This window comes from Corallococcus sp. CA041A (genome assembly GCF_003612075.1).
Lineage (GTDB): Bacteria > Myxococcota > Myxococcia > Myxococcales > Myxococcaceae > Corallococcus > Corallococcus exiguus.
Window position 1 is genome coordinate 1 of record NZ_RAWF01000262.1, and the last position, 13,889, is coordinate 13,889.

Consider the following 13,889-nt stretch of genomic DNA (forward strand, 5'->3'; position numbering starts at 1 on the left):
GGACACTGTCACCGACAGGGGTGGGAAAGACCCCCTTCCCCGACAGCTCACGGATTCAGCCACTACAGAACAATCCGGTACGGCGGGGATCCACGGGAACGCGCCCCCGACACACCCCTTTTGTGCGGACTTTGAAAAGCCGCGACACACCCGGGGAGCGCACCACATGAAGCGATTGCTGTCGCTGGGCTGGGCCGCCGCCACCGCCGCCGTCCTGGGGTGTGGCGCGAGCCCCCCGCAGGAAGAGGGCTCGAAGGCGGAAGGGGCACCCGCTGTCGCGTCGTCCTCGCGGTCCATCGTCACGGCCGCGGCCGCGACGCCCAGCGCCTGCAACGCGCTCTATGCGTCCAGCGCGACACAGGCGGCGCTTGCCCAGGCGGTGGTGGACCCGGCACTGCACACGGACGGTTCGGTGCGCACGCTCATCCTGTCCTTCAACACCGCGAACGCGACGGGCGGCGTGCTCAACCTGGACGCCGTGCTGGGCGGCCTCACGCGCACGCTGGGCGGGCTGACGCAGGGGCTGGGCCTGGGCAACGTCCTGGCGCTCAAGTCGTTGCCCATGGTGGCGCTGAAGGTCCCGGTGACGCCGAAGCTCATCGCCACGTTGCGCCAGGAGCTCCAGCCGCTGGGCCTGCTGTCCATCTACGAGGACAAACCGCTCCAGTACTTCCTGGACACCAGCGTGCCGTACATCCACGCGGACACCGCGCGCACCGCGTATGAGACGACGGGCGCGGGCATCGGCGTGGGCGTCATCGACTCCGGCCTGGACGGCACGCACGGCGACTTCCCCAACGTGGCGCGCAACGTGAAGGTCGTCGCGTCCCCGCTGGACCTGGGCATTGGCGGCGCGCTGTACGTGGACACGCCCAACAGCGACCTGACCAGCGGCCACGGCACGCACTGCGCCAGCATCATCGCCGGCTCGGGCGCGCGCTCCGGTGGAAGGCACCAGGGCGTGGCCCCCGGAGCGAAGCTGCTGGGCGTGGGCACCGGCGACGCGCTGAGCATCCTGTTCGCGCTGGAAGGCTTCGACTTCCTCATGGACCCCGACGTCCGCGAGACGCACAACGTGCGCGTCATCTCCAACTCGTGGGGCACCAGCGGCAGCCACTTCGCGCCGCTCGACCCCATCTCCATCGCGACGAAGCGCGCCTACGACCTGGGCATGGTGGTGGTGTTCGCGGCGGGCAACGAGGGCTCCGACCCCGACACGCTCAACCCGTACAGCGCCTCGCCGTGCGCCATCTCCGTCGCGGCCGGCACGTCGCGTGACACCACCGCGGCCACCAACCCGCTGCTCAGCCAGGACGCGCCGGGCGAGCTGGCGTCCTTCTCCAGCCGGGGCATCCCGGGCGATGCGCTCCACCACCCGGACATCACGCTGCCGGGCGTGAACATCGTGGCGGCGCGCGCGCTCACCGGCGCCATCATGCAGCCGTACCTGGGGCTGGACCTGCTGCACCCGGAGCCGTTCTACGCGGCCAGCTCCGGCACCTCCATGGCCGCGCCGCACATGGCCGGCGTCGCCGCGCTGCTCTTGGAGGTGAACCCCGCCCTCGACATGGATGGCGTGCTCGCGGCGGTGCAGGCCACCGCGCGGCCCATGTACACGAAGGACGCGGCGGGCAACACGCGCCAGCTGGAGACGTGGGAGGTGGGCGCGGGCTACGCGGACGTGTACGCGGCGACGAAGCTCGTGAATGACGCCGTGGGCATCCGCTACACCACGCAGACCACCGCCCTGCCCTCCTGGACGGGCACGGTGAAGACGAGCATCAACCTTCCCATCCTGGATCTGTCCCTGAGGGCCGCGCAGCACGAGCACTCGCTCACCGTGCCCGCGGGAGCCAACGCCCTGCGCATCAAGACGGCCTGGGGCAACCCGGCCTACGACCTGGACCTGTATGTCTTTGGCCCCAACGGGGAGCTCGTCGCGACCAGCGCCGAGGGCACCTCCACCGGTGAGGCCGTCACCATTTCGAACCCACCCGCCGGCACGTGGCGCGTTCAGCTCAAGGGCTCCCTGAACGTGGCCACGCAGTACACCGGCACCGCGGAAGTGGATCGCCGTGTCCCGCGTCCGTAGTCACTCACGGACCCCACAAGGTACGGCAGTCCCCGCCCCTCTCCCGTGCCTGCACGGGAGGGGGGTTGTTCGTTCGTGGGGTTGGATGAGGTGACGCGGAGACGGATCAGCGCGGCTTGAGCGTGACCTGCGTGTCCGCGACGGTGCGGCCCTGCGCGTCGGTGAAGTGCGCGCGCACGGGCACGGGGCCCGTCAGCCACCCACCCTGCACGGGCGTGCTGAAGGGCAGCGTGACATCCACGCCCGCGGCGACCTCCGGGGCCCGGCCCTCGCTCGGGAAGAAGCGCAGCGGCTCGCCTTCCTTCGGCAGCCCCTCCAGCGACAGGCGCACGCGCTCCGGCGCGGTGTAGCTGAACTGCACCGCGTTGCCCTCCGCGCACGTCAGCGTCCCACCGGGCCGGGCCTCCGCCAGCACCGTGCCCTCGGGCGAGATGCAGAAGGCGCGCACGCCCCAGGCCCCTTCGCCTGGAGCGGACGAACGCGCCTGCCACTCCGGCACGTCCTGCCCGGAGCGATCCATCGACGGCGTCACGACGACCAGCGCCACGGTCGCGGCGGCGGCGCTCAGCGCCAGGGGCATGAAGAGCGGGGACGCGAACCACTTCCTGCGCGCGGGGGCGGGCTGAAGCCTGGCGAACAACGCCTGTTCCAGGAGCGCGCTCCTGCTCCGGGGCAGCGCCCGCTGCTCCAGCACCGACTCCACTCGCGACAGCCGCGTGTACGTCTCCTGACAGTCGGGACAGGTGGCCAGGTGCGCGCGCAGGCGCTCGAAGCCGTCCGCGTCCAGCCCGTCGCGGCCCTTGTCGAAGAGCGCGGCCATGGCCTGCTTCGCCCGGCGGTCGTCACACCCACTCATCGCGCACCCCGGCGCTTGAAGAAGCTCCAGCCCTGCGTCTCCAGGTCCTGGAGGTACCCCTTCGACTGGAGGAACCCCAGCAACCGGGACTTCACCCCGAACTCACGCCGCCGCACCTGGATGCGCGTGAGGCCCAACGCCGTGGCGGCCTCCTCCTGGGGCAGGCCCTCGCTGAAGCGCAGCTCGAACAGCTGTTGCTCTTCACGTGACAGGCCGCCCTTGAACGCCGCGAGCAGCGCCTCCACCTCGCGGTCCTCCAACAGCTCGTCCAGCCCGCCCTCGTCGGAGGAGGCTTCGGTGAGCCCTTCGAAGGCCTCGTCGCGGCCCACCAGCTCGCGCTCGCGCGACTGCTCCAGCAGCACGTTGCGCGCGATGCCCATCAGGAAGTGGGCATAGGGACGCGTGCCGTTGTAGGCAGCGCGCGTGCGCGGCTCGAAGGCGCGCGCGAAGGTCTCCAACAGCGTGTTCTCCAGCTCCATCGCGTTCCTTAGACGGGTGAAGGCTCCCCGCCATGCGGCCGCCTTGAGCAGACGAGCGAGCGGCTCCGCGTGCGCGCGATACACCTCCGCCAGCACCGCTGGGGTGCCTTCGCGAAAGCGGCGCAGCGTGTCGTCATCCCACTCCATCCCTCAGGGGCTTACCGCGACCGTTATGGTCCCGTCATCCGTATGTTGTCGCGAGCGGCGCCGAGTGGATTGTCGGTTGCGCCCCGTGGCATCCTTTCGCACAGCGCATCGCGCAAACCCCTGATGCATATGTCCTCTCACAGGCCGCTGGTCCTGGGTGTTCTCCTACTCCTGGCGGGGAGCGCCGCGAGCGCGACGCCGGAGCAGGTGCACTACGCCCTCATCGTGGCCAGCAACACGGGCACCGAGCCATCCCAGGCGCCCTTGCGCTACGCGGACGATGACGGCGCCCGGTACTACGAACTGTTCGCGCCCCGCTCGCGCGAGGTGGTGCTGCTGAGCGTGCTGGACGCGGAGACGCAGGCCCTGCACCCGGGGCTCGCCGCGAAGACGCGCCCGCCCACGCACCCCGCGCTGGGGGCCGCGCTCGCCCGCCTGAACACCCGCATGGCGGAGGACCGGGCGAAGGGCGCCATGCCCGTGCTGACCTTCGTGTTCGTAGGCCATGGCAAGCGCGGCGCCGCGGGCGAAGGCTCCGTGAGCCTGCTGGACGGGCCGCTGACGCGCACGGAGCTGTACGAGCGCGTGGTCGCGCCCAGCAAGGCGTCCTTCCTGCAGCTCATCGTGGACGCGTGTGATTCGTACTTCTTCGTGCACTCGCGCGGCGCGCTGCCGGTGGGCCCCGCGTACGTGGATGCTGTGAAGGGGATCCTGGGCAACCGCGAGCTGGCGCGCTTCCCGCAGGTGGGCGTGGTGCTGTCCACGGCCTCGGAGCAGGAGAGCCAGGAGTGGAGCGCCATCCGCTCGGGCGTCTTCAGTCACATGGTGCGCTCGGCGCTGTCGGGCGCGGGGGACGTCAACGGGGACGGCAAGGTGGACTACGCGGAGCTGCGGGCCTTCGTGGCCGCCGCGAGCCAGGGCACGGACGACGTGCGGGGCCAGCCGAACGTGTTCATCCAGCCGCCCGCGCTGAACCGCGCGTTCGCGCTGACGGACCTGGGGGACGCCGCGTCGCTGGGCTACCTGATGGTGCCCACGGGACTGGCGGGCCGGCTGTGGGTGGAGGACTCGCGCGGCATCCGCGTGGTGGAGCTGCACAAGGAGCGCGAGCGTCCGCTGGTGGTGGCCCTGCCCTTGGGGCGCGGTTACTACCTGCGCGGCAGCGGCCGGGAGGCGCCGTTCGCCATCAGCCGCGCGTCGGAGGTGGTGGACGCGGGCGGCCTGCCCTGGCACGACGCCAGCGTGGCGGCCCGGGGCGCAGTGCAGGACGTTATGCGCGACAAGCTCTTCTCCGTGCCCTTCGGGCCGCGCTTCTACCGGGGCTACATGGCAAGCCTCGGCATCACGCCGTCGTCGGACGAAGCCGACGCCGTGCTGGTGCCCTGAGCCTGCCATGAGCCTGCCCGCATCCCTGCTGTTGATGCTGCTGCGCGTGTCAGCGCCGTGCGACGCGAACACGCGCGTGGTGCTCATGCCCTTCGAAAGGTTGGCCCTGCCGTCCGCGGACGCGCGTGAACTGGAGGACGCCACGCGGCGCGCGGTGGCCGCGTTGCCGGAGGCGTGCCTGGAGTCGCGCGAGGACACGGTGGCGCGGCTGCGTGGGTCTGGCGCGGCGCTGACGGCGTGTGGCGACGCGGCGTGCCGGAGCGCGCAGGCCTCGGCGCTGGGCGTGCGCAGGCTGGTGCGGGGCGTGGCGCTGGGCGTGGGAGGCAAGCGCAGCGTGGCGCTCACGGTGACGGACTCGCGGGGCCCGGAGACGCGAGCGCAGTTCGAGGCCCCGGCCACGATGCCGGGCGAAGCGGACGCGCGGGCGCGGCAGGCGATTGAACAGGTGTGGTCGCCCCTGGTGACGACGCAGGCGGCGCGGGAGCCCCAGGGCTCGCGCGTGCTGCCCAAGGTGTTGTGGGGCGTGGGCGGCGCGGCGCTCCTCGCGGGCGTGGGCTTCGGGCTGGCGGCACGGCGCACGGAGTCGAAGCTGTCGAAGAACGGCGGTGATTGCGCCACGGCCGGCGAGGCGTTCGCGGACTGCATCACGGCGCAGCTGGAAACGGGCCGCCGCCAGGCGCGGACGTCCAACGTGCTGCTGGGCGCGGGCGCGCTGCTCGGCGTCGGTGGAACGGTGTCCTTCATCTGGGAGCTGCCGTGAGGAAACTGTTCGCCGCGCTGACGGGTGCCTTCGTCCTCACGATGGGGGCGTGCACGTTCGCACCGGACCTGTCGCGCTTCGCCATATGCGACACGGCCGGCGGCTGCCCCTCCGGCACGTCGTGCCTCACTTCGGAGAACCGCTGTCTGCCGGCCTGTGGCGAGGGGGGTTCCTGCGACGACGACCCCAAGCCCGTGGACCCTCCGGACGCGGGCACGGAGCAGGATGGAGGCACGGAGTCGGACGCGGGCGCCGGGGATGCCGGCGCGACGGACGCGGGGGAACCGGACGCGGGGCAAACAGACGCGGGAAGCAATGACGCGGGCCCCGCCGCGCTCGCGCTGGAGTCCCTCCTGACGGAGGCTGTCGAGTCCACTCCCTATTCAGGCCAGCTCCAGGCGCGGGGCGGCACCCCGCCGTACACGTTCGAGGCCACCGGCCCGCTTCCCGCGGGCATCCTGCTCGACACCGAGGGCCGCGTCACCGGCGCGCCCACGCAGGCGGGGGAGCAGGTCCTCCCGGTGCAGGTGACCGACCTGAGCACCCCGACGAAGCGCGCCAGCGGAAGCCTCACCCTGCGCGTCCGTCCGCTGCTGCGGGTCGCGGGGCCGGAGCCGCTGGCGGACGCCCTCATCAATCGCGCCTATACCGAGCGCGTCTCCGCCACGGGAGGCAAGGGGCCATACACCTTCGCCCTCGAGCCAGAACAGGCGCTGCCGTCGGGGCTGACGCTCGCGTCGAACGGCCTCATCACCGGCACCCCGGCCCAGTCCGGGAAGAGGACGTTCGCGGTGGTCGTGACGGACAGCGACACCCCGCCCCAGTCCACCACCAGCACGCTCTCCATCACCGTCACGAGCGCTCCCGGCACCGTCACCCTGCTGTCGAAGGCCGTGCCCATGGGCCGCGTGGGCTCCGACTACAGCTACACCGTGCGCGCCAGCGGCACGGGCAACTGGAGCGTGAAGAGCGGAGCACTGCCACCCGGCATCCTCCTGGACACGAAGGACGGCATCCTCTCCGGCAAGCCCACGACCCAGGGCGACTTCACCTTCCGGCTCGGCGTGGGGGACCTGCTCTTCTCCGACGAGCGGTCCTACACCCTGCACGTCGACTGACGCGCGGGCCTCACGGGTAGCGGTCCACCACCTGGATGACGCCCGTGTTGTCCTGCACCACGGAGAAGCCCTTCATGGGGCTGGGATACGCGATGAGCCCTTCGCCGTCCCGGTCCCAGCGCGTGTCCAGCAGCACGCCGCAGAAGGGCACGGACGTGGCGCCGCTCTCCGGGGTGAAGATGCGATCGTACCGGCCGAACACGCGGTGCTTCGTCACGTAGAGCCGCCCGCCGATGCGCGCTCCCGGCAGCTTCGCCTCCCCTTCCGCCTGCGGCAGCGCGATGACGAAGCTGTAGTTGTACCGGGCCGGACCCGGGTGGTCCTGGATGCTGTCCACGATGACGGGGATGCGGTCCCCTACCTTCAGCCCCAGCCGCTCCATCTGGAGCTGCGCGCCGCGAGGACAGGTGCCCTCCGGCGGCATCCACGCGGGACGCGGCGCCTTCTGGGCCGTGTCCGGTCCGTGCTGACACGCGAGCGCGAACAATCCCAGCAGGCCCAGGCCCCAGGCCACTTCACGGCGCGCACGGCGGGTTCGCATGGGCAAGGGCCTCCGGTCAGAACGTCCCGATGCTGAAGTGGAACTGCGTGGGCGCCTCGTTGAGCGCTTCGTCGCGGTCCAGGTTGAAGCCCACGTCGAAGGCCAGCGGCCCCACGGGCGTCACGTAGCGCAGGCCCACGCCCGCCGCGTAGCGCAGCACGCCCGGGTCGAACAGCGTGCGGTCCTGCCACAGGTTGCCCGCTTCGAAGAAGAGCCCCAGGTCCACCGAGGCGATGGCCGGCACGCGCAGCTCCGCCTTGGCCAGCGTGAAGAGCTCGCCGCCCTGGCTCGCGGGCACCTGTCCGGCGAGCACCGCCTTCAGGTCGTCCGGGCAGCCCGCGGGGGAAATCACGGCGCGGCACGCGGCCAGCCGCTGGTGCAGCACCTCGCGCACGTCCTGCGGCAGCACGCCGTCCTCGCGGAAGCCCCGGAGGCTGGAGGAGCCGCCCAGGTAGAACAGCTTGGACCCGATGTTCTGCGCCCCCTGCGTCAGCGGCACGATGGTGCCCGCGCGCGCGCTCACCGCCACGCTCGCGCGGCGGCCCAGCGGCGCGTACGCGCTCACGCTGCCGGACAGCTTCACGCCGTCGATGGGGAACTCCGGCACGCGGTTGCCCGCGACGTCCGTGGGGTGGACGCTGATGCCGCGCATGAACTCCACGCTGCTGCTGAGCACCATGCCGCGCCGCGGGTTCGCCGGGTCGTCGCGGAAGTCCAACGTCATGGACGGGCGCAGCGAGTGCAGCGCGAAGTCGCCGTACGGGTAGCGCAGGCGCTCCTGGTCCGCGCGGTTGATGAGCTCCAGCACGCCTCCGCGCGAGCGCAGCCGGTTGTTCTCCAGTTCGTACTGGAGCGACACGTTCACCCACGACGCCAGCGCCCAGTCCGCGCCCAGCACCGCCGCGAACCGCGTGGACAGGTACGACGGCCGGTGCACGCGCTCGCCAATCAGGTCCAACCGCGCGCCAATCTCCTGCGGCGCCAGGAAGGACAGCCGGGGCTGGGACAGCGCCAGGTTGCCGCGCCCGCCCAGGCCGCTGAAGCCATCCAGGTCGGAGGTACACACCTCGCCGGACAGCTCTCCCGTGGAGCACCCGGCCGGAAGCCGCGAGGACGACAGCGCCTCCGCGCTCGCGCCCGCGTAGTTCACCTTGCCGCGAGCCAGGAGGTTGAGCCCCCGGCCATCCAGGTTGCGCCACGCCGTGTCCAGCGTGATGCGAGGACCGTCCACCAGGAAGTAGCCGCCAGACACCTCGCCGTCGATGCGCGGGCGCTCCTGCACCGTCACCAGCACGTCCTTGGAAGCCTCGCGGCGGTTGGGGTCCGCCAGCGACACCTCCGCCTGGCGGAACAGCCCCAGCCGCGACAGCCGGCGCTGCGCCTCCGCCAAGGCCTCCACCGACAGCGGGGCGCCGGGCTTCAGGTCCAGCTGCGCCAGCACCACGTCCGGATCCGAGCGCGTCAGCCCCTGGAGCAGCACCTGCCCCACGCGCACGCGAGGCCCCGCGTCCGTGCGGTAGGTCACCTGCGCGGAGGTGCCGTTCTCCTCCACCGATACCGAGTTGCTCACGTGCGCGAAGAGATAGCCCTCGCGGCCCAGTCCCCGCTCCAGCGCGGCCTGCGCCTGGTCGACCTTCTCGAAGCTCAGCGGCGTCCCCACGGGCAGGAGCAGGTTCACCCAGACGGGATCCACCTCCAGCGGGATGCCCAGGAAGATGGGCGCGCGGATCAACGCCTGGGGCCCCTCCTCCACGTCGAAGTCCGCGTCCGCCGTGTGATGGACCCGGTCCAGCGTGAGGCCCCGGAAGGTCACCTGCGCGGACGCGAAGCCCTGCTCGCGGTAGGCCGTCGTCATCGCGTCCGCGGCCTCCAGCCACGTGTCCTCCACGTAGACCGTGGACGGGTCTGGCGGAGACATCACGCGCGTGTCGTTGCGGCGATCGCGGCCCTCCGTCTCCAGCGGGTCCTCGCGCATGGGCAGGTCCAGCTCCGGCCACGTCTCCAGCGCCGCCACCTGGTTGGTGAGCATGGAGCGAAGCACGTCGGAGGACAGCGCCGCGTTGCCGTGGAAGCGCACGTCCGTCACGCGCAGCGGAGCGCCCTCGTCCACCTGGAAGCCCAGCACCGCCGCTTCGCCGTCCGGCCGGATGACCTCCAGCGACCGCACGCGCGCGTCGTGGAAGCCGCGCCGCCGGTAGAACGCCTCCAGCCGCCGCGCGAGCCGCGCCGCCACGGTCTCGTCCATCGCCTCCTCGCCGTCGTAGGCCACCACGCGCGCCAGCAACGAGTCCGGGAAGCGGCGGTTGCCCGTGAAGCGCAGGTGGAACGCGGGCCCCGCGGACACCGGCACCGCCACGGACGCCTCGCTGTCCTCCACGACGACGGTGGGCGTGCCCACCCAGGCCCGCCAGTGCTGGCCCTCGCGCAGGAGCACGCGCAGCCGCTCCAGGCCACCGTCCAGCTTCGCCCGGTCGAAGACCTCTCCAGGCTTCATCCCCAGCGCCTCCACCAGGCGCGGCAGCGGCAGCGCGGGGCTGCCGGAGAAGGTCACCTGGCGCACACGGGTGGGCTTGCCCTCCGCCACCACCAGCGTCACCGCCACGCCGCCCGCGGGCACCGGCCGCTCCTCCACCTGGATGTCGACGGCGTCGTAGCCCTTGCGCTGGTAGGCCTCGCGCACGGCGTCCGCCGCGGTGTCCAGTTCCTCCGGATCCAACGGCCCGCCCTGGAGCAGCCCACTCGCCTCCAGCAGCTCCCCGGACGTGAGGACCTGGTTGCCCCGCACCGCCACGTGCGACAGCAGCGGCAGCGGCGTGAGCTTGAACACCAGCCGCACGCCCCCCGGCACCTCCTGCGTGAACGCCACCACGTCCGCGAAGCGACCCGTGGCGAACAGCTGCTCCACCGACTTGCGCACCGCGCCCGGCGTCAGCGCCTGTCCCTTGCGCAGGGTGACGAGGCCCGAAAGCCCGTCCGGGGCCATGCCCTCCGGCAGGTGCAGCTCCACGGCCACCACATCCGGAGCGTCATCGTCGTGGCCCACGGGCGCGGCGAAGGCCGGCAGCGCGCACACGAGGAGCACCACCGCGGCCAGCGCGGCTACTCGACCTCCCAGCCCAGCTTCAGCTCGAGCCCGAGGTTTCCGAACGACGCCTGGCTGTTCTCGTTGTCCCACTGGGCCTGTGCGGAAAGACGGTCGTCGAAGCGGTACTCAGCGCGTGCCCGGGTGCCTCGCCCACTCACTGGCTGGGTCATCCCGATTTTAAGCTGCTCGGACAGGAACTTCGACTCAAGTTGTGCGGTCGGCTCCGCTTGCCGGGTGGCGTCGTTGTAGGTGGTGGAGATCTGCAGGGACAAGTCCCTGAGAACGGGGTTGCTGGGCAGGAACCGGCGCACCTGCCGGTCCAGTCCTGACACGTTGAAGAGGGCCTCCGCCGCCAGACCGTAGCTCGCCGACGCGGCCGTGTCCTTGTCCGCGCTCGTCACACCCAGTGTCAGCAGCGACAGGATGTCACCCTCCGTGAGCACCGGCTCCGAGGACAGCACGACCAGCGGGTTGGCCGGCCGGCCGAACGCATGCAGCTTCACCACGAACTCGCGCACCGACGTCTGCGCCTGGACCTCGAACACCGGGTCGATGCCGGACGCGTCGCGGAACTCCAGCTGCCCCTGGTCGATGGTGAAGAGGTTGTTGCGGAAGAACGCCTGGCTGCCCTCGGCCGCCTCCACGCGGCCCAGGAGCCCTGGCTTCACGTCCGTGCCGGTCAGCCGCACGTCGCCCAGCAGCCGGGCCTTCGCCAGGTTGTTGTCCACGCGCACGTCGCCGAAGTGCACGTTGACGTCCCAGGTGAAGAAGGGGTCCCTCGCGCGCTCGCCCCCTCCGCCCACGGCGAGGTTCGGCTTCTTCTGCATCGTCTTGAGCAGCGCTTCGATGTCGAGCGGCTTCTGGTAGCGCAGCTTGATGATGTCCAGCCCACCCGTGACGGTGGGCCCCGTGGGCGGACCCACCACCTGCAACAGGCCGGACACGGTGAGCGGCAGGTCCTCCGTCATCCGGTACGGCACGGCATCCAGTTGCAGCGTCAGCGCCAGCCGCTTGGGCACGAAGCGCTCCAGCCGGATGTCGCCGCGCGCGGACACCTGGCCTTCGTTGACCTGGGCCTGCAGGTGCTCCAGCAGCACGCGCTGGCCCGTCATCTCCAGGCGGCCGGACATGCCGCGCACGGTGAGCGGCAGGTCGCGCATGGACAGGCGCACGTCGGACAGCTCCGCGGTGCCCACCACCGATGGTGCGTCCATCGATCCGGTGGCCTCCGCGTCCACGCGCAGCTGGCCGCCCACGCGCTCCATGCCGGGCAACAGCGGCTCCAGGAGCCGCACGTCCATGCGCCCCTCGCGCAGGCTCATGTTGATGGCGCGCCGGCTCATCCAGCCGCCCAACGTGAAGTCCACCGACGCGCCGCTGAAGCGGAAGGGCTGCACGTCCAGCCGGTTGTTGATGTACGTCAGCACGATGGGTCCCTGGTTGCGGCCGCGCAGGTCGCCCCGCGCGAGCGACAGCTCCCGCACGGTCGCCCCCACCGTGTAGCCCTCCGGCTGCAACAGCGGGCCCTGCAGCGTCACGCGCCCCGCGAGCATGCCGGTGACGCCCGCCAACGCCGGCACCTGCGGCAGCAGCGGCCTGATTTCAGGCAGCAGCAGGTCGACGGTGGAGTCGAAGAGGTAGGGCTCCTTCACCGTCATGTTCAGGTAGCCCTGCGCGTCGCGGAACGGGCGGCCGGTGATGCGCAGCTGCTTGCCCTCCTGGCGCAGCGCGAGGTCCATGGCGCCCAGGTCGCGCGACGCGAAGGTGATGCGCGGGCCCTTCAGCGTGGCCTGGATGTCGGGCTTGTCCGCCGAGCCCGCCACGGTGCCCGCGAGCGCGAGCGTTCCCTGGATGCCCATCTCCTCCGCGGTCTCCTGCCCCACGGCCTCCGCGAGCGACAGGTTCTCTCCGCCGAAGCGGTAGTCCAGCGCGCCCGCGGTGAAGCCGAACGAGCCCTCCACCCAGGTGCGCCCCAGCCGGCCGTCCAGCACGGTGCGCTCCAGCACCATCTCCTTGCCGTCCACGAAGCGCAGCCGCGCGGAGCCCGCGCCCAGCCGGCGGCCCAGGTACGTGGTGTCGCGCAGGTCGAAGGCCACCAGTCCCTCCAGCTTCTCCAGGGGACTGTCGATTTCGACGCGCCCGGAAGCCGCGCCCGCGAACTGGCCCTGCACCACGGCGATGGACGGACTCAGGCCCGCCACCAGGTCCACCAGGTCCTCGGTGCGGCCCTGCGGCACCGTCACATCCAGGCGCAGGTGCAGCAGGCGCGCGAAGGTGAGCTTCGCGTTGCCGAAGTACTGCGTGCGCCCCTTCTGGCCGGTGAGCGACGGGAAGGACAGCAGCCCGTTCGAGTACGACAGCTTCGCCTGCGTCACGCCCAGGCCGAAGCCCCAGAAGGTGAAGTCGCGCAGGGACAGGCTCGCGTCCACCTTCACGTCCGAGTACGGCCCCACGATGGAGTAGTTCGCGGAGCCCTTCCCGGACCACGGCAACTCCGCGATGTGGCCGAAGTCCGACAGCTCCAGCTCGCCGTTGCCCTGGATGTCCAGGCCGCGCGCGGTGTCGAAGTAGAGCGTCACGTCGCCGTGCACGCGCGAGCAGCCGGACTCCACCGTGAGGCGGCTGAAGGACACGCGGTCCCCCGACAGCTTCACGGCCGTCTGCGCGCGGCCCCGCTCGAAGGTGAGCAGCGTCTTGCCCGCGCTGACCGGCGCGTCGAACGCGCGCGTGGCCAGCACGAAGCGGCCGCTGCGCAGGTCCAACGGCCCGGACAACGACGGCCGGGGCAGCAGCGTCCCGGTGAGGTGCGCGTTCGCCGTCGCGGGGAAGTCCACCCAGGAGCCCGCCACGCCCGCGCGCTCCAGGATGCGCCCGAAGGATGCGTCCTCCGTCTGGAGCGTCACGTCCACGGGCAGCTCCGGCGTGAGCTTCAACGCGCCTGACAGCTTCACCTTGCCGGAGCCCAGCGGGGCCTCCAGCGACTCCACGCGCACGCGGTCCCCTGCGTACGACAGGCGCGCGTTGAGGCTCACCGGACCGTACTGCTCATAGGCCAGGTTGCTCGCGGACAGGTCCGCGCCCACCGCGAGCGCGGAAGGCTTCCCGGTGATGGACAGGCGCGTCCACAAATGCCCGGTGGCCGGACGCGGCAACAGCTTCGCCTGCGACAGCGTGCGCAGCGGCAGGAACACCTGCGCGTCCAGCGCGAGCACCGGATGACACAGCGTCTCCACGCGGCCGGACACCGTGGCGGTGATGTCGTCGAGCGTCACCTCCGCGCGCTCCACGTCCAGCAGCCCTTCGTCCGGATCCAACGCGCCGGTGAAGCCCAGCTGCCCCAGCGTCAGCTCGCCGCCGCCCGCGCCCAGGCGCACCAGGCCCCGCCGCGCGCCCACCTCCAGCTCCATCACGCCCCAGTGCTCCAC

Annotated in this window: 9 protein-coding genes; 4 read left to right on the top strand and 5 right to left on the bottom strand. The window is 71.7% G+C overall.

Annotation, left to right across the window (positions count from 1 at the left end):
- The first annotated feature begins 166 nt into the window (after window positions 1-166).
- Complete coding sequence (locus tag D7V77_RS33730; RefSeq protein WP_120580382.1) at window positions 167-2,092, top strand: S8 family serine peptidase; 1,926 nt, start codon at window positions 167-169, stop codon at window positions 2,090-2,092.
- Window positions 2,093-2,198: 106 nt separating this feature from the next.
- Here the strand turns inward: D7V77_RS33730 and D7V77_RS33735 are convergent, their stop codons facing one another.
- Both D7V77_RS33735 and D7V77_RS33740 read right to left on the bottom strand, forming a co-directional pair.
- The gene (locus D7V77_RS33735) at window positions 2,199-2,948 is read right to left on the bottom strand and encodes an anti-sigma factor (protein WP_120580383.1); all 750 of its coding nucleotides are present in this window, start codon (window positions 2,946-2,948) and stop codon (window positions 2,199-2,201) included.
- Window positions 2,945-3,574 (bottom strand): RNA polymerase sigma factor, encoded by a 630-nt coding sequence (locus tag D7V77_RS33740; RefSeq protein ID WP_120580384.1) that lies wholly within the window; start codon window positions 3,572-3,574, stop codon window positions 2,945-2,947. The genes D7V77_RS33735 and D7V77_RS33740 overlap by 4 nt, the downstream gene beginning before the upstream one ends.
- Before the next feature lie 129 nt (window positions 3,575-3,703).
- Here D7V77_RS33740 and D7V77_RS33745 point away from each other — a divergent pair, with 129 nt between their 5' ends.
- Genes D7V77_RS33745 through D7V77_RS33755 form a run of 3 tightly spaced genes read left to right on the top strand, consistent with a single transcriptional unit; the run spans window position 3,704 to window position 6,838 of the window.
- The gene (locus D7V77_RS33745) at window positions 3,704-4,960 is read left to right on the top strand and encodes a hypothetical protein (protein WP_120580385.1); all 1,257 of its coding nucleotides are present in this window, start codon (window positions 3,704-3,706) and stop codon (window positions 4,958-4,960) included.
- 7 nt (window positions 4,961-4,967) lie between these two features.
- Window positions 4,968-5,720 (top strand): hypothetical protein, encoded by a 753-nt coding sequence (locus D7V77_RS33750; RefSeq protein WP_120580386.1) that lies wholly within the window; start codon window positions 4,968-4,970, stop codon window positions 5,718-5,720.
- Entirely contained in the window at window positions 5,717-6,838 is a 1,122-nt protein-coding gene (locus D7V77_RS33755; RefSeq protein ID WP_120580387.1) for an Ig domain-containing protein, read from the top strand. The genes D7V77_RS33750 and D7V77_RS33755 overlap by 4 nt, the downstream gene beginning before the upstream one ends.
- A gap of 10 nt (window positions 6,839-6,848) precedes the next feature.
- Here D7V77_RS33755 and D7V77_RS33760 read toward each other — a convergent pair whose 3' ends face one another.
- The 3 genes from D7V77_RS33760 to D7V77_RS33770 form a co-directional block, all read right to left on the bottom strand.
- Window positions 6,849-7,379 carry a hypothetical protein gene (locus tag D7V77_RS33760; RefSeq protein WP_120580388.1) on the bottom strand — a complete coding sequence of 177 codons (531 nt, stop codon included), beginning with the start codon at window positions 7,377-7,379 and terminating at the stop codon, window positions 6,849-6,851.
- A gap of 16 nt (window positions 7,380-7,395) precedes the next feature.
- On the bottom strand, window positions 7,396-10,464 hold the full coding sequence (locus D7V77_RS33765; protein ID WP_120580389.1) for a POTRA domain-containing protein: 3,069 nt from the start codon (window positions 10,462-10,464) through the stop codon (window positions 7,396-7,398).
- 14 nt (window positions 10,465-10,478) lie between these two features.
- On the bottom strand, window positions 10,479-13,889 hold a 3,411-nt coding region (locus tag D7V77_RS33770), incomplete at its 5' end, for a translocation/assembly module TamB domain-containing protein (RefSeq protein ID WP_147452246.1).